Here is a 26,951-nt window from a genome sequence, read left to right on the forward strand (position 1 = left end):
GTGCTCGCTACGCCCCACGATAGTGAGCACGCCAACGGGAACATCGCTGGCCGTTGAAAACGCCCCACGATCTGCCGGCATCTGAAAGAATGGAATGTTCGTTGTAGGTTCCCATCCCCTGCCTTGAGGAACCGGTCCGATGGTGAGAAGTCGCCCTTGTCGGTGGTTGCGTCTACAGTCCATGGCAGGTCGATGGTGCGTGACGTGACGCACTGCCGAGGAACATGGGCGATCGGCGTTCAGGAGCCACATAGGTGCAGGTCTGGCAGGGATGCATTGCGTTGTCGGCGGCCGAGGCGGTGCAATCGTGACGATGAAGCGTACCGAGTGGATCCCCGACGCGGGGCTGGTCCGTGAGGTCGACGACCTCTTCGGGCGGGCGATCGATTCATACCGTGCTAATCCGAACCTGATTGCGGAGCACGCCAACCACGAGGAGTCCATCCGGGTCGGCGGTTACTCCAGCCGCACGCTCCTGGAACTGGTGCAGAACGCGGCCGACGCCATGTCGGGAGCTGACGAGCACGAGGAGGGAGCCGGGCGGGTCGAGATCGTCCTTGACCTCGACCACCAGACTCTGTACTGCGCGAACGCCGGTCGCCCGTTCTCGCGGAGTGGCCTCACCGCGATCGCTCACGCACACCTCAGTGGCAAGAGGGGCGACGAGATCGGGCGGTTCGGACTCGGGTTCAAGTCGGTGCTCGCCGTCACCGATGCTCCGCAGGTCTTCAGCCGATCGATCTCCTTCGAGTTCAATTCGACCAAGGCGAAGGAGACGATCGCGTCGATCGGGTCGGCGGCCAAGAGGTTCCCGGCCTTGAGAACCGCGACGCGGATGGATGCTCAGGCCGAGTTCACCAAGGACCCGATCCTGGCCGAGCTCGCGGAGTGGGCGGTGACGATCGTCAGGCTGCCGCACGCGTCGAAGCTGGAGAACCTCAAGAAGGAGATCGAGGAGTTCCGCTCCGAGTTCCTCCTCTTCGTCAACGCGGTGCGTGAGGTCCGGCTCCGGGTGATCGGGACGGACGAAGACTTCGTGACGAGCCATGTGTCGCGTGACCTCGGCGACGGCAGGTTCCGGATCGAACGTCCCGATGGTGACCACGATGAGTGGTACGTCGAGAACCGGATGCATGCACCCAGCTCCGAGGCTCGGGCCGAGGTCGGTGAAGCGGTGTCGCGCGACCAGGTGAAGGTCACGGTCGCCATGCCGGCGCGCTTCGCCCAGAGGAGGACGGGCGAGTTCTGGTCGTACTTCCCGCTTCAGGACAAGACCTCTGCATCCGCCCTTTTCAACGCTCCCTGGAGCGTCAACGACGACCGCACCACGCTGCTCGAGAACACCTACAACCGAGAGATCCTCGTGACTCTCTCGGAGATGTTCGTCGACATGCTGCCGAAGGTCTCGTCTGTCGACGATCCGGCTGCGCACTTGGACTACATGCCGGCGCGTGGTCGTGAGGCCCACTCGTTCGGCGACGAGATCCTCTGTGCCCACGTCCCGCAGATCGGGGCCGAGACGGCGCTGATCCCCGACGCGACGGGCGTCATGTGCACGCCGCAGGATCTCCGTCCTCTCGACTTCACCGTCAGTGACACGTCCGAGAGTGACCACGAAGAGTGGATCAAGTCACCCAACACCGGCGACGACGTTCCGCACTGGCGTTGCTACGTCAACAACCAGCGTGTGACTCGTCTGCGGCAGCTCTACGTCTACAAGTTCTCCTCTGCCTTCCCGGACCGACGGTCCAGGGACGAGATGAAAGCGCTGGAGGAGATGCCCAAGAGAGGCGTCCTGTCGTGGCTGCGTGAGTGGGCAGAGGGAGCCGACATGGACTCTGCCGCGAGGGCACTCGACTTCGTCCTGATGAACCCCAAGATCGACGGCATCAGGTCTGCGAAGGTCATCCCGACGACCAGCGGGATGCGGTCCGTCAATGATCGTAACGAGGTCTTCCTCAAGCGTGTGGACGACGTCGACATCGAAGGAGCGAGTTTCGTCCACCCGGGTTTCCTGGCGATCCCCGGCATCGAGAAGAAGCTCCGTGAGAAGGCCGGGTTCCGGGACCTGGATCCGCTCGCGATCCTCCAGGCCAGGCTGGGCAAGCTGTCTCCTGCGTCGGGAGACGAGGAACTCTCGAAGTTCTGGGACGCGGTCCTCGACGTACCCATGGACCAGGCTCGGAAGGTCGTGTCCCGCGACACGGCAGGCTGCATCAAGGTACCGACGCGCGACGGCGGCTGGTCTTCGCCCAGGCACGTGTTGGACATCGACGGGCTCGGTGACGGCATTCGAATTCGAATGTTGGACCGGACGAGGTGCGTTCCGCAGGTCGCGCATGCAGCAGGGGTCATCCATGCTGCGGTGTCCGTGTACTCGGTCGAGGACGAGGTCCACTTCGAGGACTACCACCAGTACGTCATAGACGAGCTCAACCGGAGGCTCGGGCCTGGAGAGCGCCCCGTCGAACGGATCGAGTTCGACAGGAACGACGGCCCCGGTCCCTTCTCGACGCTCCTCATGCTGAAGGAGGCACAAGCACCGGACCAGGTCCGTGAGACGTGGACGGTTCATCTGCTCGCCTTCGATAAGGGGGACGACTGGACCTGCGAGGACATCGACACGGGCCAGACCCACCGAGTCGTCTCCCCTGTTCGATGGGCAGCGGAGCGGGCAGGGTTGGTGCGGTCGACTCGCGGCTACCGGGCTCCGGGCCGGGTCGTGTCTGCGTCGCTCGTCGAGTTCGAGGCCCTGCTGCCGCTCTTCCGCGGACCGCGCCCTGTCGAAGACGCTCTGGCGCTGCCGAAGGAACTGGACAAGGTTCCCGCCGACGTGCTGCGTGAAGCGCTCGAGGCGGAGCTCATCCCCTCGCAGGTCAAGGACGGCACTCTGACGGAATTCGTCCTCGTCGCCGGCGGGATCGCGTTCCCCGACGGGCACCCGGTGCTCATCCCTGCCCGGGTGGGACGCGGCATCGAGGCGAGGCGGCCTGACACGGTGTACTTGGCGACCACCGAGGAAGAACGTACTTTCCTCGCTTCGCGGCACAAGCCGTACCTCCGGGCAGATCAAGATCAGGTGGACCTGCTCGTCGAAGCGGTCGGATGTCGCCGGTTCGAGGACAGCTTCTCCTTCTCCCTGCTGGCCGAGGGCCGGCAGGACGGGGAGCGCGTCATCGACTTGTACACCGGACTCCGTTCGACGTTCGCGGAGGACAAGGTCATGAACGCGACCGTGGCGAAGGCCGTCCACATCGCGAAGCGCGTGACCACCGAGGACGGCGTCGAGGACCAGTCGCTCGAGTGGCACCTGGACGGGCTGACGCTCGTGGTCCGCGCGGACCTCGACGAACGGCGTGTCCTCGAGATCCTCAACGAGGCATTCGACTTGAGGCTGTCGAACGCCGAGCTGAGCGATGTCCTTCAGGCAGGCGTGGACCAGCGTCTGGAGGAACAGCGGCAGGAAGCCCGTGTCGCCTCCAGTGATGCAGAGCGTCTCGAGGTGTTCTTCGGCGAGGACACGCTGAAGGAGAAGCTGCCGAAGGGACTCTGGCAGGCGCTCGAGGGACAGGACCTGGTGGACGACTCGACGTCCGTCGCGAAACTCTTCCTGACCGTCTACGGCAGCGACTCGATCCGGCTCCTCGAAGACCAGTTCCGTAACGAGGGATACACGGACGTTCCGACGACGTGGGCGGGCGGCGCACCGACGATCGCCTGGCTTCGGAAGATGGGGTTCGGCACCGAATACGCCGGACGTCGGAGCCAGCGCCAGGACGACGAGTTCGTCGTGCCCGGTGCCGTGAAGCTCAACCCTCTGCACAACTTCCAGAAGCACATCAGTCGGCAGCTGCAGGATGTGTTGACGCTCCAGGAGCCGAACGGTCGCGCGCTCAAGGGCATGGTCGAGCTTCCGACGGGAGCCGGGAAGACCCGTGTCGCCACCGAGACCGTGCTGCGACTCTTCATCGGCGGCGGAATGCGCGGAACGGTGCTCTGGGTCGCGCAGTCGGCCGAGCTTTGCGAGCAGGCGGTGCAGACCTTCAGCACCGTTTGGCGCGGGCTCGGCGATGAACGTCCGTTGACGATCGGTCGGCTCTGGGAGAGCAACACCGTCCACGAGCCCGACACCGAATTCAGCGTGATCGTGGCCACCGACGCCAAGCTCGAGACCGTGATCGACACCCCTGCGTATGAGTGGCTGAGCCGAGCCTCTGCCGTCTTCATCGATGAGGCACACCGTGCCGGCGGATCGAAACGGTACACGCGAATCCTGAGGTGGCTCGGTGTCGACGGCCGTAGTTGGGAGCGGCCTCTGGTGGGTCTCTCGGCGACCCCGTTCAAGGGGAAGATCGACGACGGAGAGCCGACGAAGGAACTGGCGGCTCGTTTCGGTAACCGCAAGATCAAGGCCTTCGAGGGCAACGCCTACGAGGAGCTGTCGCGGATCGGCGTCCTCGCTCGGGTCAAGCACGAGGTGCTGCCGGGCATCGACGTCGACCTGAAGCCGGAAGAACTGAAACACGTGCAGTCCAAGGGCAAGCTCGAGCCTCAGGTGCTCGACCGCATCGGCCGAGACCAGGCACGAATAAAGGCTCTCGTGAACCACATTCTGAGCCAGGACCCCGAATGGCCCATCCTCGTGTTCACGCCGAACGTCCTGTCCGCCCAGGTCCTTGCCGCGACGCTTCGTTATCGGCAGATCGAAGCCGCAGCGGTCAGCGGTCAGACCGGACGGCAAGAGCGCCGCGACATCATCGAGAAGTTCAAGAACGGCGATATCCAGGTTCTGGCGAACTGCGACCTGCTGATCCAGGGCTTTGACGCACCTGGTGTCCGAGCTCTGTACATCGCGAGACCGACGTTCAGCCCCAGCGCATACATCCAGATGGCCGGCCGCGGGCTGCGCGGTCCCGCGAACGATGGCAGTAAGGAGTGCCTCATCGTGGACGTCGCCGACAACTTCGGGGCGGTCAACGACTTTCTCGGGTATCGCGCCTACGAGGACCTCTGGCTGGAGCAGGGAGCATGATCCTCGTTCCGGACCTCGCCGACATCGAGACGACGACCACCAGCAGCGCCGAGCGTCGGGTCGCGCGCCTGCTGCAGTCGGTCGACGGGCCCAGCGACGCGGTCGCCTTCCACTCCGTCAAGTTGCGAAGCCACGCGGTCAAGCAGCAGGGAGAGGCGGACTTCGTCGTTCTCTGGGACGGAATCGTGATCCTCATCGAGGTCAAGGGAGGGGGCGTCAGGAAGTACGACGGCGTCTGGTACAGCATCGACCGCCACGGTGACTGGAAGAAGTTGCGTGAATCTCCGATGGACCAGGCGCAGTCGGCGATGTACGCGTTGCGGGGCATCCTGCGCGAGGAAGGTGTCGGTTGGTTCGCGACCGAGGCCGTTGCCGTCACGCCTGACATCGATGCCCCTCCTCCTGCCGTCGAGTGGAAGGGGAGCCACTGGTGGGCCAAGGACCAGATGAGCATCGCTGGAATGACGAAAGCCTTTGAAGAGGTCGCCGACGAGGCCAGGACCGCCCCCTTCGGGGTCAAGATCGCGCGGTCCGAGCATCTTCGGGCTCGCCTGTTCGGTGAGTTCACGCGGATGCCCGTCATCGATGCGCAGCGTGGCGCCGTCATCGAGGAACAGAACCGAGCGACCGATGGCCAGGCCCGGGTTCTGGCCGCGCTCTCGCGCAACCCGAGGATGCTCGTCTTCGGTGGTGCGGGTACCGGGAAGTCTCTGGTGCTGGCAGAGGCTGCGAAGCAGGAGGCGGGCGAGGGGAAGTCGGTTCTCATCACCTTCCACTCGCCTTCCCTGGTCGACTTCTTCGGCCCGCGGATCGTGGGGAGAGACATCGATCTCCTTCCGTTCGCCGACCTGTCCGGTGACAAGCAGTACGACGCCGTCTTCGTCGACGAGGCACAGGACCTCATGAACGCCGCCGGCATGGACGCACTGGACGCCGTGATCCGCGGAGGTCGAGCGGGCGGCCGGTGGAGGATGTTCCTCGACCCCAACAACCAGGCACGCGTGGACGGCGAGTTCGATCCCGACGTGTGCGAGCTGGTGCAGCAGGAGGCGCTCCAGTACGACCTCGACCGGAACGTTCGCAACACCCGGGCGATCGTCCACGTCGTGCAGGAGTACCTCGGCGCTGACGTCGGAGACCCGGGCATCGTCCACGGTGACCGAGTTCAGTGGCGGTGGACCGAGGGGACGGCCGACGTCGCGGCGGCCGAGGCCGTGGCTCGAGACCTCGTCGGGAACGGGGCTCGCCGCGAGGACATCTGGATCATCAGCGTCTCCGCAGATGCCGAGCCGCGAAGGAGCAGGGCCGGATTCCTCGTGACGAACCCGCGGTTCACCAAGGGGCTGGAAGCAGAGCACGTCATCGTCTGCGATCTGCCGCAGGAATACGACGACCGGGGACTGGCCGCGTTCTACGTGGCCGTCACGAGGGCCCGAGTCACGCTCCACGTGATCGCTTCCAAGGAAGACAAGAAGCGGCTCCAGGACCTTCTTCGAGAGCAGGTTGGCAAGTGAAGCTCGCAGCGGCCCAGCAGGAGGCGCTGAAACACCTCCGCGCGTCCTACGAGGGGCCTGAGGCGGGGGACGAGGAGGTCACGGCGAACCTGCCTCACCGGCAGTATGCCGTCGGCATGCTGTTCCCGAGCGAGACCGTGGCTCGTGGTTCTCATGACGGCGAGGACGCGGATGAAGAGGTCTCCGCCGACGTCCCCGACGGCGATGTCGAGGAGGACGGCGCCGGGATCCCCCTGGCCGAGGACTGGCGGCCCTCGTCGGTCGCGATCTCCTTCGTCACCGACGGCGACTCCGTCGACGTCGACTTCTCGTGCGGCACGTACGCCGCTGTCGACGGAGACGGACCGCCGAGGTGGCGTCGTACCCCGTTCTCTGCAGACGACCTCGTTCTCCGTCGGGGAGAAGGGCCCGTCGCTCTGGACGTAGGAGACGTTCCTGTCGAGGTCGGGGCACGTTGGCGCGATTTCAAGGGTGACTCCTTGGTCACGGTGCACGTCCGGGTTCTGACCGAATCCACGAGAGACGACCGACTCGACATCGCTCGGATGCTGTTCCAGGTTCGGCTGGCCGTCGCTCCTTCCGCAGGTGCGCAGATCCTGGAGTACGACACGACGCGCTCGTTCGACGCCGATCCGGAAACCGCCGAGCTGCGCCTGCGATACCGCAACAGAAAGGTCTACGCGGTCGGGCACGGCATGGCTGCGGACTGGGAGTTCACGGCGGGCCGCTGCACCAGGGCCTTCCTCGACCCGATACCGGCCTTCGTCGTGCCCGCCGTCGAAACCACGGGGTTCGACGAGGGGACGGCCGAGGCCAAGTCCTTGGAGCTGGAGCACCTCCAGCAGGTCGACACGGATCCCGATGCGGTACTTCGGTCGCTGGACGCCTTTGTCGACGCCTTCGCCGGGTGGGCTGCCGAACAGATGGAACGAGCAGAGGCCTTCGGCGATGACAAGGCCGTGGCGATCCGGATCGCCGAGCGTTCTCAGGATGCCGTCGACAGGATGAGGGAAGGCGTGAACCTCCTCCGGGCGCCGGGACGGCAAGACCTGCGAACGGCTTTTTCGCTCGGCATGGCTGCCATGCGTCTGCAGATGCGGCAGGCATCGATCAACCGCGGGGGGTCGGAAGGTCGGGTGCCGGAGCCGCGGTGGCGCCCGTTCCAGCTCGGTTTCCTGCTCGTCTCGTTGGCATCCACCGTTGACGTGACGCACAAGGATCGGGACCTCGTCGACCTCATCTGGTTTCCGACCGGTGGCGGCAAAACCGAGGCATACCTCGGTCTCGCCGCGATCGAGATCTTCCGTCGGCGGCTTGCTCATGACGTGGCCGGTGGAGGGACCGCCGTGATCACCCGGTACACATTGCGGCTCCTGACCTCTCAGCAGTTCCAGCGTGCTGCGGCGCTGGTTTGCGCAATGGAGAAGCTGCGGGCCACGGACGAACGAGTGAAAGGGATGGTGCGGTTCTCGATCGGTCTCTGGGTGGGCAACGAAGTCACCCCTGGCACGCGCAGAGAGGCGCGGAGTGCGCTCGAGCGTCTGCAGAAGGCCGCGCGTCCGGAAGAGGCGAACCAGTTCCAGGTCGAGAGCTGTCCGTGGTGCCTGACGCCGTCGGTGCCGAAGGCCAAGAGCAACAAGCCGCAGGACTATGGCATGCGCCTGGTGGGAAACGACGTCGTACTCCATTGCGTCGACGAATCGTGCGCGTTCAGCGGCGAACTTCCGCTCGCGGTCGTCGACGAGGTTCTGTACGACGAACCGCCCACGATCCTGCTGGCCACCGTCGACAAGTTCGCGCGTCTGCAGTTCAGGCCCGAAGCCGGCAGGCTGCTCGGGATCGGGACCGCCTTCGAGCAGCCGTCCATGGTCATCCAGGATGAGCTGCACCTGCTCTCGGGGCCGCTCGGGACCACTGTCGCCGTCTTCGACGCAGTCATCCAGCTCTTGCTGAGCCGTTCCGGCGCCAGCCCCAAGATCATCGCGTCGACTGCCACCATCCGTGCGTCCGAGGAGCAGGTACAGGGACTGTACGGGCGTGACGTCGCCCTGTACCCGCCATCAGGGCTCGACGACGACCGCACCTTCTTCTCTCGCCCCGTGGAGAGTGGAGAAGGACGTCTCTACGTCGGCCTGATGCCGCAGTCGGTCTCTCAGCCGTCGGCCGTCATCGCGGCGGTCACTCCGATGGTGGAGATGCCGGAGGCGCTCGCTGCCCGTGTTCCGTCTGCCGCATCCCGAGATGCGTACTGGACACTGGTCATGTACCACAACAGTCTTCGTGAGCTCGGCCGGACGGGGACGCTGGTCGTCGACGACGTCAACGGCCGTCTGGAGCCTCGCGCCGATCGGCTCGGCTTCCCGCTGCGTCCTGTCAGGGCGGGGAAGGTCTTGGAATTGACGAGCCGCCGCGGAGCCGAGGAGCTACCGAAGGATCTCCGTGCGCTTCGAGTCAGGGCCGACGAGACGTCGGACGCCGTCGACGTGGTCCTCTCGTCGAACATGCTCTCCGTCGGCATCGACATTCCGAGGCTCGCCCTGATGCTCATGGTGGGACAGCCGAAGACCACGGCCGAGTACGTTCAGGCCACCAGCCGTGTCGGGCGCGGAGACACGAAGGGCGTCGTCGTCACGCTTTTCAGGTCGAGCAGGGCCCGCGATCGGTCGCACTTCGAGACTTTCCGTGGCTACCACGAGGCTCTCTACCGCAGCGTGGAGCCCACGAGCGTGACGCCATGGTCGTTGGCCTCGCGCGACCGATCTCTCGCCGGCGCACTCGTCGCATTGCTGAGGCAGTCGTTCGGCCCGCTCGCCGACAACGACGCGGCAGGTCGGTTCGACCTCGAGGACGACAGGATCAGCGACGCGGTCGAGCGACTCGTCGAGCGGTTCCTCGGGTACGTGACGCGTGCCGATCGCCTCGAAGCCGAGGAGACGAGCGACGCCGTGTGGAGCCTGCTGAGGGACTGGGACCGTCGGGCGGCACAAGCACGCGAGTCGGGCGACTCCTTGTACTACGAGCGTTCGGAGAAGGAGCAGGCGGCTCTGTTGAAGAGATTCGGTCAGCCCGGCGAAGGGTGGCTCGTCGGAGACTCGATGAGATCCGTCGAGCCCAACGTGGCGGTCGAGGTCCGGGAACCGCAGGAAGAGGTGCACCGTGGAGAAGATCAGGCATGACCTGCGCCTCTCCGAGACGATCTCGCCCTTCGGTGTCGGAGCGATCGTCGACGTCCGAGGCGAATCTCTCATGGCGCCGGACACGTCCTGGTGGGACAAGAAATACGCTCAGGAGATCAGCTGTGAGCGTCTGATGGCCCGCCTCGGGGCCGGTGTCCTGAGACAACCGCCGACGCATGCGAGCCGTGCCGGTAAGGAAACTCCTGCGTTGCCGTACTGGCGCTTCCCTGCATGGCGGTTCTGCGAGCGCTGCGACAAGCTCTCGAAGCTGACCGGGAAGAAAAAGGGCAAGTGGAGCAACACCTGCGAGTGCGGTGGCCTGCTGGTGCCGATGCGATACATCGCCATCTGCGAAAAGGGCAGCCACGTTCAGGACATCAGCTGGTTCCGGTGGGTGCATCGTGGGCGTGCGGCGAGCCTGAACGAAGCAGTCCGGTTCTGCCGTGACTACAAGTCGCTCAGGTTCAGGAGACTGGCCAATCGTGGTGAGGGCCTCGCATCACTGATGGTCAAGTGTCATGGGTGTGGGAACTCGCGCACCCTCGCGGAACTCGTCACGAACGGGGCTCTGCAGCGAGACGGGATCCGCTGCGCGGGGCGGCAGCCCTGGGAACCGGAAGGCTCGGTCAAAAAGCCTTGCCCGCATCAGCTGGTCGCCGTGCAGCGCGGTGCCACGGGTAACTACATCGCCGAGAGGATCTCGGCTCTCGACATACCGGAAGAACGTCCGCAGTCGGCGGAAGCGGCAGACCAGATCCGTGGGCATGTGTACTTCGAGAAGGTCGTGACGGACAACGGCGGCCCCCAGGCGCAGATGGTGGCAGGGTGGATCGCCGAGGAGCTCGGAGTGACGCCGGAGACCGTTCTCGCCGTGGCAGGAGGAGAGGAGACAAGCGCGGACGAGATGCTGCTCGACCTCAAGGACGGTGAGTGGGCGGCATTCCTGAAGAAGCTCGATGGCGGGCGCGACCGTACGGGGAGCGACTTCGTCGTCGACGGGCGAAGCCTCGAAGGCGTCGCGGGACCGCAGAGCCTCCTCAGCAAGATCAGGGGGATCGGGCAGGTGCGTCGGGTCCGTGAGGTCCGTGCCCTCCGTGGATTCCGGCGGCACGATGCGGACGCGGCCATGATCAACGCCGATCTGGGACCAGACCAGTGGCGTCGGCCCACCTATCCGGCGATCGAGCTGTTCGGAGAAGGGATCTTCCTGCGGTTCGACGAGGAGAAACTCGCCGAATGGGAGGCGCAGCCGGAGGTGCAGGCACGCGCCGGCATCCTCAAGAAGCGCAGAGTCGACTCTGCATGGGCCGGCCGCCTCGACGTGCCCGAGCCCAGGTACATCGCCCTGCACACGCTGGCGCACCTGCTCATCCGTCGGCTGGCGTTCGCAAGCGGTTATGCGTCCGCCGCGCTGCAGGAGCGGATCTACGCGAACTCCGACCGTACCGACAAGACCGCCGGGATCCTGATCTACACCGCAGCGGGAGATGCTCAGGGGACTCTCGGCGGGCTCGTCAGGCTCGGAGAGCCTGACAAGTTGATCCCGCTCCTGGTGTCAGCCCTGGACGACGCAGACTTCTGTTCCAACGACCCGGTCTGCATCGAGAGTGACCGGCAGGGGGCCTCGCAGCTGAACCTCTCGGCTTGCCACGGCTGCTCCCTGGTGAGCGAGACCTCCTGCGAGACCGGAAACCGACTGCTGGATCGACAGCTGGTCCTGGGCGGAAGCGACGTGAGGGGACTGCTGGACGACGTTCTGACGGAGGTCCGGCGGCCCAGATGACGACTCTTGAACGGCCGTTCTGAGGTCCGGCGGGGGACGCCGGGGCAGAGCAGGCCTCCTCGGCCGTCGGCATGATGTGATGGCACTCCTCGTGTTCAGGCCGTCAACACCGTTCGAATGTGGGCTCCGACACGGATTCGGTGAAGCCCCTGCGGAGGCCCCTCCTGTCCCGCAATGATGCGAAGTTTCGCTCTCCGCTCCCTCCTCTCTAGTGACGCTGTTCTCCCGCACCTGGCCGGTCTGCGGATCGACGACGTCGTCCGGAGCGGGCTCTCGATCCGGACCGCGGTGACCACCCGAGTGCCGGAAGCCCTCTGCCCGGTCTGCGAATCCCCGTCGCGTCGGGTGCACAGCCGCTATGGCCGCCGCCTCGCCGATCCCCCCGTCTCCGGCCAGGAAGTGCTGATCCACCTGGGAGTTCGCCAGTTCTTCTGCGAGTAACCCGGATGCCAGTGCAAGATCTTCGCCGAGCAGGTACCCGGACTCACCGCCCTCCAACGCCTTGTTCTGTACCGGGTGTAGTGGAGGCTCTGGTGTGTCCCGTGTTTCATGGATTCGGGTTCCTGGGCTCTGGTTCCACCTGACCCGAGAAGGGCATCGTGGGACGTCGTGGATACCCGCCGGAGTTCCGACGCAAGGCCGTGGACCTGGTCGAGTCCGGACGCAGCGTCGCGGACGTGGCGCGCGACCCCGACATCAGCACCGAGACCGTCTACACCTGGCGGCGCCAGGACCGCATCGGCCGCGGCGAAGAAACGCATCGCCAAACTGGCCGTGCGCCGCCGGGCCGGTGAGCTGCTGGGGAAGGCGGTGTCCCCGAAAGAAGGTTCGGAGCGATCGGGGTGATGGCCGACGAAGGCCACGCGGTGCAGGTCGCCACACGGGTCCTGGGCACCTTGCGAGTCGGGCTTCTACGCCTGGCGCGGCCGAGGCCCCTCGGCGAGGTCGATCCGCCGTGTCATGCTTACCGGCGCGTTCCACCGGATCCACGCGGCTTCCAAAGGTGTCTACGGCCTGCGAGGCGTCCATGCCGGACTCGCCCTCGGGTACGGGGTCCGGATCTGGCGCAACACGGTGGCGATGCTCATGGCCCGCGCCGGGCTCAAAGGGATCGGCGGGCGGCCGAAGCGGCGCCAGCCGCGTCCGGACCTGGCCTCTTCCGACCTGGTGGACCGGCAGTTCCAGCGGGAGCGCCCGGACGAGCTGTGGGTTACCGACATCACCGAGCATCCCACCAGGGAGGGCGAGGTCTACTGCGCGGTCGTGTTCGATGTGTGCTCCCGGCGCGTGGTCGGGTAGGCGAGCGACTCCTCCCCGACCGCTGCTCTGGCCACGAACGCACTCGGCATGGCCATCGAGGACCGCAATCCGGCCCCGGGGGCGATCCACTCCGGTCACGGGGGGCAGTTGGGTCCTGGGCCTTCACGCGTCGGGCCGGGGAGTCCGGTCTGCTGCCGTCGATGGGAACGATCGGGGACTGCTACGGCTGTGAGGATGAAGCCACCGCCGCCGAAACGACCTGGCTCGTGCTTACGACTGACTGGGACAAGGCCGGTGTAGCTGTCACCGCCACCGTTGCGGAAGTGGTCGAGACCGTGGAGTCGTGCGGAGCCGCCGTGTCCGGGATCCCGTGGCGAGCCTGGGCCAACGAGACCCCGGAGCGGAAGGGGCGGAGCATCACCGCCGAGGGGCCGCACTGGCTGGAGAAGGTTCCCGTCACGGCGGACGGGCAAGCGGTCGCGGCGCTGTCGGAGGAGGTCGAGGTGCAGAACTTCGCGGCCCGGGACGAAATGTCGATATTCATCCCGGGCAGGGACTCGATGGACAAGTACAGCACCGCGCTCTCGCGCCTGGCCAAGCATCCCCTCGACGCCGCCTACATCGACGTCTCCCGCATGCGCTTTGTATTACACGACGACGGGGTCGAGACCGCCGCGGCGATCTGCAGACTCGACGGGACCGGCGGGATCACAGCAGGGTGGTGACCAGGCGGAAGCAGGTAGCCGCGATCGCCAGCCAGCCGATCACGCCGAGGATGTTCTGCCACCAACGGTTGCGCATCGTCCCCATCAAGCCGCGGTGGTTGGCAAGCACCAGAATCAGCAGCCCCAGGAAGGGCGCCACGACCACAGTCAGTGCCTGGGCCACGATGATCAGTTCGATCGGTGCGGCGGTGGACACGGCTGTCACCGCCGCACCGAAGGCCAGCACGAGGAGGATCGCTGCCTTGACGCGCCGGTCACGCAGGAGGTTGCCCCATCCGAGAGCGTCGGAGAGGAGGGTGCCGCCAGCGCTAGCGTTGGCGACCATCGAGGAGAACGCCGCGCCCGCGAATCCCACGGCGAAGACGAGGCTGCCCGCAGGCCCGGCCACCGAGCCCAGGACCCCGCCCAGCCGCGAGGCGTCGGCACCGCCGGTCCCCTGCAGCACCGCCGCGCTGGCCACAATGACCAGGATCGTCATGATGCCCGGCGCCACGATGCCTGGGACGGTGTCCGACAGGGTGGCCTCGCGGTACTGCGCGGGCGCCCGGCCGCGTTCCCGGGTGGTGTAGCCGGCGTAGAAGGCGGCGTTGATGGAGAAGTTCGTGCCGACCAGGGCGATGAGTAGCAGCCCCACCCCCGAGGGCAGCGTCGGAGCGAACCCGGCGCCGACCGCGCCCCAGTCGGGCCGCGACAGCACGGCCGCTGCGACGAAACCGGCGGCCATGAGCGCCACGACGAACAGCGTCATTCGCTCGAAGACGCGGTAGTAATCGCGAGCGAACAGCAGCGCCGCGACCACTGCCGTGCATGCCAGTGTCCACAGCACCGGATCGCCGCCGAAGACCATGGACATCCCGAGTCCTGCCCCCACGGCGTTGCCGACCGAGAACATCAGGGTGATGGCGAAGACTCCGAGACCCGCGCAGATGCCCCACCAGCGGCCCAGTGTCCGCTTTGCCGTCTCGATCAGCGAATGGCGGGCCGCCAGGCCGATGCGCACGGACATGTCGGTGAACACGACCATGAGCGCGGTGGAAATGACGATGACCCAGATCAGTGTGTAGCCGTACTCGCCGCCGGCCTGGATCGCGGAGGTAAGGTTGCCGGGACCGAACTGCCAGGCCCCGACGATGAAGGCGGGCCCCATGAGGGCCAGGGCGCGCAGCATGCGCGAGGAGCGGCGGCGCGTCGCCGAACCTGCTCGCTCGGGTTGCGGTCGGGCGTCGTGCATGAGATGCCTCCTGGCCCGCGGCGCCGCGGGCGGCGCCGCAGGCGGCGCGGCGGGTGGTGTGGGGGATGGGTCTACATCAGTCCGGCGTGCTTCAGTGCGTCTGCGATCTCCGAGGTGGCCGACTCGGGCAGGGGAAGCAGCGGCGCGCGGACGGTCGCGTCGGGGATGATCCCGCGCAGGTGTAGCCCGATCTTGAGCGCGACGGTGCCCTCCATGTGAGAGCCGCGGTGGTAGACCGCCTTGGTCAACGGCAGCAGCTCGTCGTGGACGGCGCGGGCGGCTGCGTAGTCGTGCGCCTTGCCGGCCGCGACCAGACGCACCATGGGCTCGGGGGCGAGGCCCCCGTAGCCCACCAGCGCCCCGTCGACATCGAACATGGTGTGCAGCAGGTACTCATCGTGGCAGGTGAGGATCTGCAGTTCGGGGAACTCCGCGCGCAGGACGGGGATCTCGGTGTCCCAGCGACGCATGTTGCGCACACCGTTCTTGGTGGCGAACACCCCGGGCTGGGCAGCGATGTCGAGCTGGGTCTCAAGGTCATAGCTGGCCTTGGTGACGTCGGGGTACTGGAAAAGGATCAGCGGGAGCCCGGACTCCTCATGGACAGCGCGGTAGCGCTCCTGCGGGGCGCCCTTCTGGAAGCCGAAGCGCAGCCACCCGTGCGAGGGGTAGAGCAGGCCGGCGGCGGCACCGGCCTCGACCGCGCGCTGGGCCTCCTGGGCAGCGTTCATAGTGCCCTCGGCGGTGATGCCGGCGATGATCGGCACCGCGCCGTCGACGGCCTCGACCAGCGTCCGCACCACCGCGGTCTGCTCTTCGGGTGTCAGGCTGGTGCCCTCGCCCGCATGGCCCAGGCACACGAGCCCGGAGACCCCCTCGATTCCGGCGAGCCAGCGGCCCAGACCGGCAAGGGCCGCGTGGTCGACGGCGCCCTCGGCAGTGAACGGCGTGACAGGAGCCGGGGTGACTCCACGCAGATCGAGTGCCATGGTCGAACTCCTTAGGAAACGTTTGCGGGAACGTTTGCATTCTGCTGTTGTGACCGTCCCCACGTCAAGTCGTGACCGCAGCCTCAGGACTACTCGGGCCACCGACGGCGGGCGGTCTACAGTGGCCTCAGCGAGCACGAACGGAAAGGACGCGATGAGCCAGGAGGACACCGACACCGGCGGCGCACCGCCTCCAGCGAGCACGCCGCCGACGATCCACGACGTCGCACGGCGGGCCGGGGTCAGCACCTCGACCGTCTCCCGGGCACTGGACCCGCGCCTGCCCCGCTCGCGCAGCGCCGCGGCCGCCCGCGTACGCGAAGCCGCTCGCGAACTCGGCTACACCCCCCACTCGGTGGCCTCCAGCCTGCGCCGACGCGGCACGAACACCATCGGGGTCCTGGTGCCGCGACTGAGTGACACCGTGATGGCCATCGCCTACGAGGAGCTGGCCGCCGCCTGCCAGCGGCGCGGCTACTTCGCCATCGTGGCCACCACACATGACGACGTCGAGGAGCAGCGCTCCGCCGCCCAATCCCTGCTGCAGCGGCGGGTGGACGGGTTGGTTCTGACCACCGCCCGACTCAACGACTCCTACCTCGACCACCTCCGTTCCCAGGGTGTGCCCCACGCCCTGGCGCTGCGCACCGACGGCATCAGCCCGTCTTCGCTCGGCGACGACGAACTCGGCGGCTACCTCGCCACCCGCCATCTACTCGACCTGGGACATCGCCGGATCGCATGCGTGGCCGGCCCCTCCTATGCCTCCAGCTCCACCGGCCGCTGCGAAGGCTACGTACGGGCGCTGCGCGATCAGGGCGTCGAACCAGACCCCGCCCTGATCCATCCCTCGGCCTTCAGCATCGAGGCCGGCGAGGAGGCTGCGGACGCCCTGCTCCGTGCGCCCGATCGGCCCACAGCCGTGTTCGCGATCAACGACAACACCGCCATCGGCGTCCTGTCCGCGGCGCACCGGGCCGGCCTCGCCGTCCCCGACGAACTCTCCATCGTCGGCTACAACGACATCCCCCTCGTCGGCCACCTGCCACTCCCGCTGACGACGATGCGCGTCCCCTTCCGCGACATTGCCGCGAGCGCAGTCGACCTCCTGTTGGCCGACCCCGACACCGCTGAGGAACGCCGATACGTCCACGCCCCCACCCTCATCCCCCGCGCCTCAACGGCCCCACCCGCCGACGCGTAGAGACCGTCGGCACAGCGCCCCTGCCCGACGGCTCGACAAACGCCCGACCGAGCCTTCCCGGGAGTGTCAAGTTAATGGCTCTGTCCCGTTTTCGGTTTGCGCCGTGAGGCGCTGCTGGTTCGAGTGGAGGTGAAACCGCTGTCGCAGCAGCGGGGGTGAAGCTGAGGGCAGCCGCCCCGGGTGATGCCGGGAAGGGCGAGAGCCGCCCTGACAACGCCGGGACGTGACCAGCACCGCCAGATGGGGCGGGTCCGGCAAGCGTGATGGAGAGGAGTACGCGAGAAACCGGCGCTTTACGTCTCTTAATGGGACACCGGCTCGAACCTGGCGGACCAGGGCCGGAAGCGGTGCGCATCCAGGGAGAACTCCTCCGGGACTGGAGAACTCTTGGGGCGATATACAGAAGCCGCCCGGGAAGCCCGGGGAAAGGCTGCGGCGTACTCGTGGCGATACCGCAGGGACACAGTCGGGCTCCTCCTTCATCGAACGAACCACAGTGAACACGGGAACCGCCCCGAACTTCGCCCCATACCTGTCTCCGACAGGCTGTCGGGGCTGGGCGCATCGACCGCCGATCGGTTCGGGGCGGGGCGGAGCCGCCGTAGTACTCCGAGGCCGGGAAAGCCGGCCGCACGGGGAAGGGCGGCAGCGGTATCGAGAAGGGACGGATGCTGCAATGCCAGAAGGCGCCCCGCCGAATGGCGGGGCGCCGGGCCCTGGGGCTCGGGTACTGGAGATGCAGGCCAAGCTTCACCGTTGGGCGGTGGCCGATCCCGGCCGCCGGTTTGATGACCTGTTCAACTTCGTGCACGACCCAGCGACGCTGCTGGTGGCGTTCGACCGGGTCGCGGGCAACCAGGGAGCCCGGACCCCGGCATCGATGGCCTGACTGCTAGAGATGTCGAGGAATCGATCGCCATCCTCGTCGCGCGCTCGCGCAACTCATCGGGGTACTTACGGGGTGCAGTCATGCTCGGAATCCTTCCGGGTCTTCGATGTCTCCATCAAACCCGAGACAATCCAATCAACGTCTTCAGCGCCGCATCGGCGCGGGCCGTGGCTGCCGGAGTGGAGGAGACCGGGGTGGAGATGGCGATTCCCAGCACGTAACCGGTGTTGACCTCGGGGCTCTCCAGCCAGGCGCGCAGCCCCGGGTGGGTGCCATAGACCTCGTCGCCGGCCCCCACGACGACAGGCGGCCTTCGGCGTGCAGATCGGCCAGAGTCGGCGGCCCAGTTCCGGTTTGGTCGCGAAGGCGACCTCCTCGGGCCCCCGGGCCTGGCTGCGGCGCTCCTGGTCGGCGGCCTGCTCGGCCGGTAGATACAGGCGGGCACCCACCAGCGCGTGCCCGGCGGCGGTAGCCAGACGAAGTCACATTGATTTCACGTCGCCCCATTGACTTCACTAGCCTCTCGATACAAACTCCATATATGGAAAATACATCCGGGCGTGCCGAGAGCCCCCAAGACGACGCGCAGCCGGACGGTTCGGGCCGACCAGCTTCTCTCCGCTGACCGCGCTGGCCGATCTTTCACCTCGTCGGAATTGCGGCTGTCGATCCTCTCGCAGTGTCATACGACGTCACTGCGTAGGTAATGCGCTTCGTAGTGGACGTGCGGGCGCACAGGTTCACCAGGCGGGTCACGATTTATACGGATACATGGTCCAGTTCTCTTGCGCCGCACAGGTCGGATATACCGTCTGCATTCGCAGACCCGTGAGACATAGGAGACCTGATGCCCCCCGGTGCGAGAACCAAGGCCGACCATGCCTACCAGGTGCTTCGAAAAATGATCGTGACCGGCGAGATCCCCGCAGGCGAGCCGATTGACGAGGCCGCACTGATGGCCATTGTCGAGTCCGGGAGGACCCCGGTCCGCGAGTCACTCAAGCGTCTCGAACAGGAACAGTTCGTCGTCTGGCCCCCACACAAGACCCCCTACGTGCGGAGCATGTCGCTGGACGATGTGCACCGGCTATACGAGGCACGAATGCTGATGGAGGTCCCCGCTGCCAGTCTCGCGGCGTCCCGAGCGACATCAGGTCAGATCCAGCTGATACAGCAACGGCAGGAGGAACTCCGCCGGGCTGCGGAAGTTGGCGATGTCTACGGGTCCATCGAGGCCGACCACGCCCTCCACATCGCCATCACCGAAGGTTCCAACAACAAGTTCCTGACCGAAGCCGTGGACCGGTTGAACTGTCGATCGCTTCGGCTGTGGTACGTCGCCCACGAGCGAGTGGGTGTGGAAAAGGCTGCGGAGCGACACCAGGAGATCATTGACGCCCTGCGAAAAAACGCTCCGGAGTCAACGGCCCGAGCGGTCCGGGACCATATTCGGACCTCTTATGAGCGCCAGATCAAGATCAATTTCGAGACTCTCGTCGATCCGTCAACCAACATTGGCCGACTCTCCTTAGAACTTGCCGCCCCATCAGACGAGAAGGGGTCAACCCGTGCAGAATCTGCGACGCGCCTATGCCAGTAAATCCGGAATCGCAATCGCGTCTGCCTCCACGCTAATGCTCACTGCCTGCAGCGTCGGCGAGACCGTCGAAGACTCAAGCAGCAGTGGGCAGCTCAGAGTAATGGGGTACGCCGGTGTGGTGGAGCAGCATTACACGGAAGCGGTCATCGAACCGTTCATGGAAGAGTATCCCGATATCGAAGTGGAGTATGTCCCCAGCGCTTCGTCCGCCGAGATGCTTGGAACGCTCCGCAGTGAGCAGAATTCCCCAAACACCGATGTCGCGTTCCTGGATATATCCATCGCGAACACCGGAAACGAGGAGGGGATATTCCAGGAGCTGGATCCAGAGAAAGTTCCAAACTCGGAGAACATCGAGGACTCCGATTCGGAGATCGACGGTGACTTCGGACCTCCGGTGACCTTCGACAACCTTGTACTCCTGTACAACAAGGAGAAAATAAGCGAGGAACCGACCAGCTGGGAGGCACTGTGGAGCGACGAGGCCGCAGGTGAGATCATTATCGACGGCGCACCCGACCTCCAAGGGATGAGCCTCATGCTCATTCTCAATGACATCGAGGGGGCCGACTACAAGGACACCGTCGACCCGGGGATCGCTCGACTGGCCGAAATTGCTCCCGACGTTCAATCATGGGAGCCCACTCCCGACGCCTACACCATGATCAACAACGGGACCGGCGCCATTGGGGTTGGGTGGAACGCGCGTGCCCAGTTCTACGCTGATGAACCCGACTCCAACCTCGGCGTGGCCATTCCGGAAGAGGGAAGCGTCTTTCAGACCAATTCCATCAACCTCGTCGCCGGGACGGAGTATCCCGAGGCCGCCCAGACCTTCATCAACTACGCGCTGAGCCCTGAGGCCCAGCAGTCCTTCAGCGAGACGATGTATTACGCCCCCGCCAACAGCGAGGCAGAGCTGGACAACGCCGTGACCGCTCGGACCGCCACTACGCCTGAGCGGCTGGAGAGCATCATCGATATCGACTGGAACTACGTCGCCGAGCAGAACGATGCATGGACCGAAGTCTGGCGGCGCGACATTATCGGAGGTTGACATGGTCAGTCCGGCACCGCAACCGCCGAGCGCGGCGACGGATCACGCCACACACCTGCGTCTCTCCCACCTGTCGAAGATCTATCCCAAGCAGTCCGTGCCCGCGGTCGACGACGTATCCCTCAGCCTGGAAAAGGGCAAGATACTCGCACTGCTTGGCCCATCTGGGTGTGGGAAGACCACCATGCTACGGATGATCGCCGGGCTGATCGACGCCACGAGCGGACGTGTCGAGGTCGACGGTGCGGACCTGACTCATGTCCCTGTCCACAAACGTGGAATGGGCATGGTCTTCCAGTCCTATGCGCTGTTTCCTCACCTGGACGTGTCCCGCAATGTCGCTTTCGGACTGGAGATGCGTAGCATCTCGGCAACCGAGCGGGACAGACGTGTGCGTGAGGCCCTGGAGATGGTCCAGTTGGGCCATCTCGGCCAGCGACGGGTCAAGGAACTGTCCGGGGGCCAGCAGCAGCGTGTCGCGCTCGCACGGGCGTTAGTCATTGAGCCGGCCGCGCTGCTCTTGGACGAGCCCTTGTCGAATCTGGACGCCAAACTCCGCGACTCGATGCGCACGGAGATCCGCTCCATCGTTCACCGCTTGGGGGTGACCACCGTTTTCGTCACCCACGACCAAGACGAGGCACTGTCCCTGGCCGACACGATCGCGGTCATGCGCGATGGGCAGATCGAGCAGGTTGGGCCCCCCGAACAGATCTACGAACGTCCGGCATCCCAGTTCGTCGCCGACTTCGTCGGACGCGCCAACCTGCTCACCGGTACCATCGTCGAGGCCGACAGCGATACGGTCAGCGTCGAGGTTAGCGATCTGGGGGCGGTCCCCGCTGCCGTTCCCATCGACGGCGCGGTACCCGGGACCGAGGTCACCGTCCTAATCCGCCCGCACCAGGTGACGGTCGCCACCGATACGCCTCGCGGCGCCCCTTTCCACATCAAGGGCCACATCAGCGACCGCTCCTACAAGGGCGAACTGCTCACCTACACCATCCGGGTCGGAACCCGCGAAATCATCGCGGACTCACTGGCCGGGATGGGCGGCAGTGACCACGCGACCGGGACCGACGTGTTCGCAAGCTGGGACCCGCTCGACTCCCTTATTCTCCCGTAATCGCGCACCGCTTTCGGTCACATACCGTCTCTCGCCATTTTCCTGCCGCGGCCCGCGATGCCTCGCGCATGCCCTGAATGCGACTCCAGAAAGGACAAACCGCAATGTCGATTATCATCAACAAAGACCTCCCCGAGCTTCCAAAGGAGCTGGTCGACGTCATCTCCGCCATCGAGCCGCCGACCTTCGGACATTTTCTGGAGGAAGGGTTCTGTGACCCGGCGATCTCCCGGCGGACCGGCACCGGCGTGCTAGTGGGACGCGCATTCACGGTACGGACCACCGCCACCGACTCCACGCTGGTACACAAAGCCACATCGCTGCTGAGCCCGGGGGACGTGCTCATCGTCGACACCGGTGGGGACGTGCGCCACGCCCCGGTCGGGGGAGTCGTGGGCCACGCTGTCGCCGTCTCTGGAGCACTCGGTGTGGTCGTCGACGGCGTCTGCACCGATCTCGCGGCACTGCACAGCAGTGGGCTCAGTGTCTACTCCCGCGGAACGTCCGTACTGACCACCAAGCTGCACGGCATCAACGCCGGGGGCATCAATGTGCCAGTCGTGTGCGGCGACGTCGTCGTACGTCCGGGCGACGTCGTGATCGGCGACGAGAACGGCCTGATCATCGCTGATCCCGCAGCGGTACAGAGTGCGCTCCCCGCCGCGCGGGCCTCTGACGACAACGAGCCCGAGCTGCTGCGCCGCATCGATAACGGTGAGGCCCTCCCTCAGCTATCCAAGGCGGATGCACTGCTGGCCGAACTCAGCGTCTCCAGCTAGGGCCGATCCCTATGGCCAGCCCTGTCGCGACACGCCCAGACTCCGGCCGAGACCGGGTCCCTCGCACCCGGCGCAGCAAGCCGATCCCGCTGCTGTTGCTGCTCCCGGGCATCATCGGCCTCGGTATCTCGTTCATCATCCCGTTGCTATGGGTGGCGCGGATGTCGCTGAACGAGGGTGGTTCGGCTGGCGCGATCATCGAGACGATCACGCTAAGGACCTACGTCGAGGCGCTTACCGACGGCTTCACCTGGGAAGTCACACTCAATACGCTCCAGCTGGGTGCCCTCGTAACGGTGATCACGCTTGTCCTGGCCTATCCCGTGGCGTTGTTCCTCACCCGCACCACGTCTCGTTGGCGTGGCCTGCTACTGGCTCTGGCGGTCGCTCCGCTGCTAACGAGCCAAGTGGTGCGGACTTACGGCTGGATGGTCATACTCGGCAACTCCGGGGTGGTCAACGAGAGCCTTTTGTCCATGGGACTCATCAACTCCGCATTGCCGCTCGCGAACAACTTCACCGGGGTCATCATCGCCCTTGTGGAGATCCTGATGCCCTACGGCATCCTTGTCATGGTTGCGGGCTTCGGGAGAATCTCTCAAGAATTGGAACAGGCGGCCGGGTCGCTGGGAGCGAACGCCTGGCACCGCTTTTGGCGCGTCACCTTCCCACTCTCCCTGCCGGCAGTTTTCACCGCGGGCCTGCTTGTGTTCGTACTGGCCATCAGCTCCTTCGTGACCCCGGCACTGTTGGGTGGCGGACGGGTCTTCGTGCTTGCCACCGAGATCTACAACCAGGCCATGTTGACCCTGAACTGGCCGCTGGCAGCCGCCCTCTCAATGATCCTGTTGACCATCTTCTCGGTGTTGGTCGCCCTGTACCTGCGAACCATCCGCCGGTTTGAGTTCTGACCCGGAAGGAGGAGACAAATGTCGGAATCTCAAACCACTGTCCCGTGGCAGGACATGACCCGTCGCGGGACGCGGCCCCGACGGCGCCGACCCCGGCTCGGCCGAACTGTATGGAACAGCATCATCTTCCTGCTGTACCTGTTCCTGCTGGCTCCCGTCCTCATCGTCTTCGTGATTTCCTTCGACACCCAGACCTACCTGGGATTTCCGCCCGAAGGCTTCACTCTGGACTGGTACATCGGCTTTCTGAACAACCAGGAGTTCATCCGGGGACTCCAGGTCAGCGCGGTCGTCGCCACCGCCACCGCGACCGTAGCCGTGCTGGTGAGCCTGCCAGCCTCACTGGCCTTGACACGCCATAGCTTCCGGGGGCGCAGCGCCTTCGCCAACCTGTTCCTCAGCCCACTGCTGGTGCCGACGGTCGTCCTGGGGCTCGCACTCCTGCTGGCTCTGAGCCCGTTCGGGCTGATCGGCACCTACCCAGGGCTCGTAGTGGCGCACCTCGCCATCACAATTCCCTATGTCATCCGAACCACGATGATCGCGCTGTCTTCCGCCGATGTCAGCTGCGAGGAGGCGGCCAGGACGCTGGGGGCCAGTCCGTGGAACACATTCCGCAGGGTCACTTTGCCGTTGGCCGCACCCGGCATCCTGGCCGGTGCGGCGATCGCCTTCATCATCTCTTTCGACGAGGCAGTGATCGCACTGTTTGTCGTCGGCCCTGATGCCACAACTCTGCCCGTCGAGATCTATCGATACGTCGAATACCGAACTGATCCACAGATCGCCGCTGTCTCCGTGTTCGTCGTATGTGTCTCGGTCATCTTCGTAGTGCTCATCGAGCGCATCCTCGGCCTGAAGCGGGCGTTGCGGTGATCACTCCCGACCGTGAATAGCGCAGAGTTCGACGGCCCCACCCCCACTCACGAAGGAGGCCCATCACATGCTCGCCTCGGTCGCACAGTTCGCCGCCGCAACCGACAAATCCGCCAACCTCGGCACTGTGTCCGCCCTCATCCAACGCGCCGCTGCCAGTGGCAACGAACTCGTCGTCTTGCCCGAGAACGCAATGTGGTCCGACCCCGGTCACGCCGCCGACATCACCACTGCGGCGGAACCCCTCGATGGCCCGTTCACCGTCGCCGTAGAGAAGTCCGCGCGTGAGTTCGGCATCACGGTCGTCGTTGGAATGTCGGAGGCCAGCCACCACGACTCGGGCAAGCCGACGAACACAGTGATTGCTGTTGGCAGCGACGGTACCCGCCTGGGCGTCTACCGCAAGGTCCACCTGTACGACGCGTTCGGATACCGGGAGTCGGACCGCATCGAGGCCCGCGCGCCACAGGCACTCACCTTCACGCTGGGCGGAATCACCTTCGGTGTGATGACCTGCTACGACATTCGCTTCCCCGAGATGGCCCGTTTCCTCGTCGACGCCGGTGCTCAGGCCCTGATCCTCCCGGCGGCATGGGCGGTTGGCCCAGCCAAGGAGGACCACTGGATGACACTGGCCCGCGCCCGCGCGATCGAGAACACGGTCTACGTTCTGGCCAGTGGGCAAACCGGGCCCGCCTGCACAGGGCAGAGCACAATCATTGACCCCATGGGACACCTCGCCGCGAGCGCGGGCGAGGCTCCTGGAATCGCATCGGCCGTCCTCGACCCGTCCCGCCTAGAGACCGTGCGCGCGAAGAACCCCAGTCTCGCCAACCGAAAATTCGCTGTGACAGGAATGGGGCTGTCGGCGACACGTGAATACTGACCCCTAGCCTCGATCTTTCGTGGGGCTCCGCCATCGGGGTGAGGAGCTCGGTCCTTGCTCCAGGAGCGGGAAAGGGCCGGCCGAGCTTGGCCGGTCGGGTGGTGGCCGTCTGAACGACGAGCATCTGTTCGTCGGGGCGGAGTTGGCGAGGACGGCCTCCCGCCCACTTAGGGTCCAGGCAGCCCAGCCCCTGGGCGTTGAAGGCATGGATGACATCGCGGACGGTGTCCTCGTCGGCGGCGACCAGGTTGGCGATGGCGCCCACGGTGTTGCCGCTGGAGGAGGCCAGGATCATCATCGCGCGGCGGTAGCGCACGGTGCTGCTGCTGCCGCGGCGCACGATGTGCTGGACTTTCTGTCCTTCCTGGTCGGTGAGTCGGCGGGCTCGGACCGGTTCCGCCACTGCTTTTCCCCAGGGTTGACTGCGCGGTCGCAGTCAACCCTGGCACCGATCACTCGACCCGGCGAACGTTTCCGGTCAGAGCACTAGCTTAGACCCGAGACCGGGTTCAAGTTCCTGCGGCGCGAAGCGCCCCAAGACCTGTTCGACAAGGCCGAGGCCCCCAGATGGTTCTTCAACGCCGAGCTCGTGATCGGCACACGCTCGAAGGGGTACCGGATCACTGAGATCCTTTCGGTGTTCACCCGCAGGGCGGTCATGGGCACCCTCCGGGGGCTGCTCGCCTACCGCCGCCAGACCCGCGGTGCGCCTGGCGCGATCCCTGCTACCAAGCCGGGCCTTTGGCTCCGATCCACATAGGAGCGCTTCCGGCCACGAGTTCCGCGGCCACGACCCACGTGGCAGCCACGCCGAACTCCGAGCTGAGGCCAGTATCCATCGCTCGTCCGGTGGTGGTGCGGTACCGGCCGGAGTAGTGGCGCCTCCCGTCAGGGCGCCTGTCGACCGGAACGATGCCTCACGCAGCGCACGGCCGACACAAGTCGCAAGATTCCCAAGGATTATTGGGGGCCAGTCCCCCGGAGAGCTTCCCTATGTGCGATGCTGAATCCTTCTCCACGCAGTCCGGGCGGTACCCGGGCTGACACGAGCCCCACGGCAACACGGCGGGCGCGGACCCAGCCGACATGCCTCCTCGATCTTCGATTTCCCTCCCACGGGTGTGCCCGCGGTCGCGTCGCGGGCGCACCCGCCTACCCCTGCACTGAGGAGCCTCCCGTGCGCATCGAACGGTTCGTCGCCCACCACAGCCCGAGCAAGGCCCGCATCTTCGCGCTCACCAACGAGGGCGAACACGACCTCGAAGCCGTCACCACCCTGTCCGCCGACCACACCGCCCTCGCGGGAGAGCTGGTGGACGCCCTCAACTTCCACCTCTTTGAAAGGGACGAGGATGAGCTCACAAGTGTGCTGGACCAGCTCCCTGACCCGGTCCAGACTGCCGTCCGCCGTTTCCTCCACGAGGCCGGGCCACCTGCTCCGGGGGACTACACCGATATGGGGCCCATCAGTACCGTCCGTCAGATCTACTTCAGCGATTCCCCCGAAGACGTGATCGAATTCCTCGACGCCGCTTACATGATCGGCTTCGGTGTCCGTGTCGCCAACGAGATCCGAAGTGACGGGGAGACAGGTTGGGAGTTCCAGATGCGCTCCGAGGAGTCCTTCGTTCCCGCCACTGCTGAACCCCGCAGCTGGCCGCTCCCCGAAGGTCTGCCGCTGATCAGGACCTGGACCTCAAAGGAACCCACCGGCGGTCACCCGGCCGGTGCGGCGTTCGCCGTCGCCCGTAAGGCCTCCCTAGAGGGGAGATACGTCCGCATCCACACCCTCTCCCACGGGGACAGCAGCGATGCCGAAGGCACGGCCACATCAGAATTCGTGGTGGATGTGTTCGACGCCCCGCTTCCCAACGAGGAAGCGGAGTGACGCCAGGACCCAAGTGGTGACTCCA

General features: G+C 65.7%; 21 protein-coding genes and 1 pseudogene. 18 read left to right on the forward strand and 4 right to left on the reverse strand.

What is annotated here, in order from left to right:
• Positions 1-313: 313 nt before the first annotated feature.
• From HDA32_RS25745 to HDA32_RS25780, 8 genes are all read left to right on the forward strand, one after another.
• Positions 314-5,032: a DEAD/DEAH box helicase gene (locus tag HDA32_RS25745; RefSeq protein WP_179645622.1), complete on the forward strand. Its 4,719-nt coding sequence runs from the start codon at positions 314-316 to the stop codon at positions 5,030-5,032.
• A complete protein-coding gene (locus tag HDA32_RS25750) occupies positions 5,029-6,546 on the forward strand; it encodes a nuclease-related domain-containing DEAD/DEAH box helicase (RefSeq protein ID WP_179645623.1) in 1,518 nt (505 codons plus the stop codon). The genes HDA32_RS25745 and HDA32_RS25750 overlap by 4 nt, the downstream gene beginning before the upstream one ends.
• Positions 6,543-9,722, forward strand: a complete 3,180-nt coding sequence (locus HDA32_RS31935) for a helicase-related protein (RefSeq protein ID WP_179645624.1) — start codon at positions 6,543-6,545, stop codon at positions 9,720-9,722. The genes HDA32_RS25750 and HDA32_RS31935 overlap by 4 nt, the downstream gene beginning before the upstream one ends.
• A complete protein-coding gene (gene drmB / locus HDA32_RS25760; protein ID WP_179645625.1) occupies positions 9,703-11,505 on the forward strand; it encodes an MrfA Zn-binding domain-containing protein in 1,803 nt (600 codons plus the stop codon). Before HDA32_RS31935 ends, drmB begins: the two co-directional genes overlap by 20 nt.
• 177 nt (positions 11,506-11,682) lie before the next feature.
• Positions 11,683-11,946 carry a transposase family protein gene (locus HDA32_RS32160; protein WP_376767028.1) on the forward strand — a complete coding sequence of 88 codons (264 nt, stop codon included), beginning with the start codon at positions 11,683-11,685 and terminating at the stop codon, positions 11,944-11,946.
• 158 nt (positions 11,947-12,104) lie between these two features.
• Positions 12,105-12,299: a transposase gene (locus HDA32_RS25770; protein ID WP_179645627.1), complete on the forward strand. Its 195-nt coding sequence runs from the start codon at positions 12,105-12,107 to the stop codon at positions 12,297-12,299.
• Between the two features lie 166 nt (positions 12,300-12,465).
• Positions 12,466-12,804, forward strand: coding sequence for an IS3 family transposase (locus HDA32_RS25775; RefSeq protein ID WP_179645628.1), 339 nt, complete (start codon positions 12,466-12,468; stop codon positions 12,802-12,804).
• A gap of 227 nt (positions 12,805-13,031) precedes the next feature.
• Entirely contained in the window at positions 13,032-13,490 is a 459-nt protein-coding gene (locus HDA32_RS25780; RefSeq protein WP_179645629.1) for a hypothetical protein, read from the forward strand.
• Here HDA32_RS25780 and HDA32_RS25785 read toward each other — a convergent pair.
• Entirely contained in the window at positions 13,474-14,721 is a 1,248-nt protein-coding gene (locus HDA32_RS25785; RefSeq protein ID WP_179645630.1) for an Nramp family divalent metal transporter, read from the reverse strand. The two genes, HDA32_RS25780 and HDA32_RS25785, sit on opposite strands and share 17 nt — an antisense overlap.
• A 71-nt stretch (positions 14,722-14,792) precedes the next feature.
• Positions 14,793-15,710 (reverse strand): dihydrodipicolinate synthase family protein, encoded by a 918-nt coding sequence (locus HDA32_RS25790; RefSeq protein WP_179645631.1) that lies wholly within the window; start codon positions 15,708-15,710, stop codon positions 14,793-14,795.
• Positions 15,711-15,864: 154 nt separating this feature from the next.
• On the opposite strand from HDA32_RS25790, the gene HDA32_RS25795 reads away from it, so the two are divergent.
• Together HDA32_RS25795 and HDA32_RS25800 are read left to right on the forward strand one after the other, a co-directional pair.
• Positions 15,865-16,914, forward strand: a complete 1,050-nt coding sequence (locus HDA32_RS25795; protein ID WP_179645632.1) for a LacI family DNA-binding transcriptional regulator — start codon at positions 15,865-15,867, stop codon at positions 16,912-16,914.
• A 736-nt stretch (positions 16,915-17,650) separates the two neighbouring features.
• Positions 17,651-17,803 (forward strand): hypothetical protein, encoded by a 153-nt coding sequence (locus tag HDA32_RS25800; RefSeq protein WP_218882600.1) that lies wholly within the window; start codon positions 17,651-17,653, stop codon positions 17,801-17,803.
• A 115-nt stretch (positions 17,804-17,918) separates the two neighbouring features.
• On the opposite strand, the gene HDA32_RS25805 is transcribed toward HDA32_RS25800, so the two are convergent.
• Positions 17,919-18,101 (reverse strand): hypothetical protein, encoded by a 183-nt coding sequence (locus HDA32_RS25805; protein WP_179641202.1) that lies wholly within the window; start codon positions 18,099-18,101, stop codon positions 17,919-17,921.
• 549 nt (positions 18,102-18,650) lie between these two features.
• On the opposite strand from HDA32_RS25805, the gene HDA32_RS25810 reads away from it, so the two are divergent.
• The 7 genes from HDA32_RS25810 to HDA32_RS25840 all read left to right on the forward strand — a co-directional run bounded on the left by HDA32_RS25810 (position 18,651) and on the right by HDA32_RS25840 (position 25,038).
• Positions 18,651-19,403, forward strand: a complete 753-nt coding sequence (locus HDA32_RS25810; RefSeq protein ID WP_179645633.1) for a GntR family transcriptional regulator — start codon at positions 18,651-18,653, stop codon at positions 19,401-19,403.
• Positions 19,372-20,460 (forward strand): ABC transporter substrate-binding protein, encoded by a 1,089-nt coding sequence (locus HDA32_RS25815; RefSeq protein WP_179645634.1) that lies wholly within the window; start codon positions 19,372-19,374, stop codon positions 20,458-20,460. Before HDA32_RS25810 ends, HDA32_RS25815 begins: the two co-directional genes overlap by 32 nt.
• 1 nt (position 20,461) lies before the next feature.
• Positions 20,462-21,586, forward strand: coding sequence for an ABC transporter ATP-binding protein (locus HDA32_RS25820; RefSeq protein WP_179645635.1), 1,125 nt, complete (start codon positions 20,462-20,464; stop codon positions 21,584-21,586).
• A 104-nt stretch (positions 21,587-21,690) separates the two neighbouring features.
• On the forward strand, positions 21,691-22,365 hold the full coding sequence (locus HDA32_RS25825) for an RraA family protein (protein ID WP_179645636.1): 675 nt from the start codon (positions 21,691-21,693) through the stop codon (positions 22,363-22,365).
• An 11-nt stretch (positions 22,366-22,376) separates the two neighbouring features.
• Positions 22,377-23,276 (forward strand): ABC transporter permease, encoded by a 900-nt coding sequence (locus HDA32_RS25830; RefSeq protein WP_179645637.1) that lies wholly within the window; start codon positions 22,377-22,379, stop codon positions 23,274-23,276.
• Between the two features lie 18 nt (positions 23,277-23,294).
• Positions 23,295-24,152 carry an ABC transporter permease gene (locus HDA32_RS25835; protein WP_218882601.1) on the forward strand — a complete coding sequence of 286 codons (858 nt, stop codon included), beginning with the start codon at positions 23,295-23,297 and terminating at the stop codon, positions 24,150-24,152.
• A 67-nt stretch (positions 24,153-24,219) separates the two neighbouring features.
• Positions 24,220-25,038 carry a carbon-nitrogen hydrolase family protein gene (locus HDA32_RS25840; RefSeq protein WP_179645638.1) on the forward strand — a complete coding sequence of 273 codons (819 nt, stop codon included), beginning with the start codon at positions 24,220-24,222 and terminating at the stop codon, positions 25,036-25,038.
• 70 nt (positions 25,039-25,108) lie between these two features.
• Here the strand turns inward: HDA32_RS25840 and HDA32_RS31940 are convergent.
• Positions 25,109-25,441: pseudogene (locus HDA32_RS31940) on the reverse strand (helix-turn-helix domain-containing protein); the annotation flags it as partial.
• A 774-nt stretch (positions 25,442-26,215) separates the two neighbouring features.
• Between HDA32_RS31940 and HDA32_RS25850 the strand changes: the two are divergent.
• Positions 26,216-26,926, forward strand: a complete 711-nt coding sequence (locus HDA32_RS25850) for a hypothetical protein (protein WP_179645639.1) — start codon at positions 26,216-26,218, stop codon at positions 26,924-26,926.
• The last annotated feature ends 25 nt before the right edge of the window (positions 26,927-26,951 follow it).

The sequence above is a fragment of the Spinactinospora alkalitolerans genome, assembly GCF_013408795.1.
In the GTDB taxonomy this organism is placed as follows: Bacteria; Actinomycetota; Actinomycetes; order Streptosporangiales; family Streptosporangiaceae; genus Spinactinospora; species Spinactinospora alkalitolerans.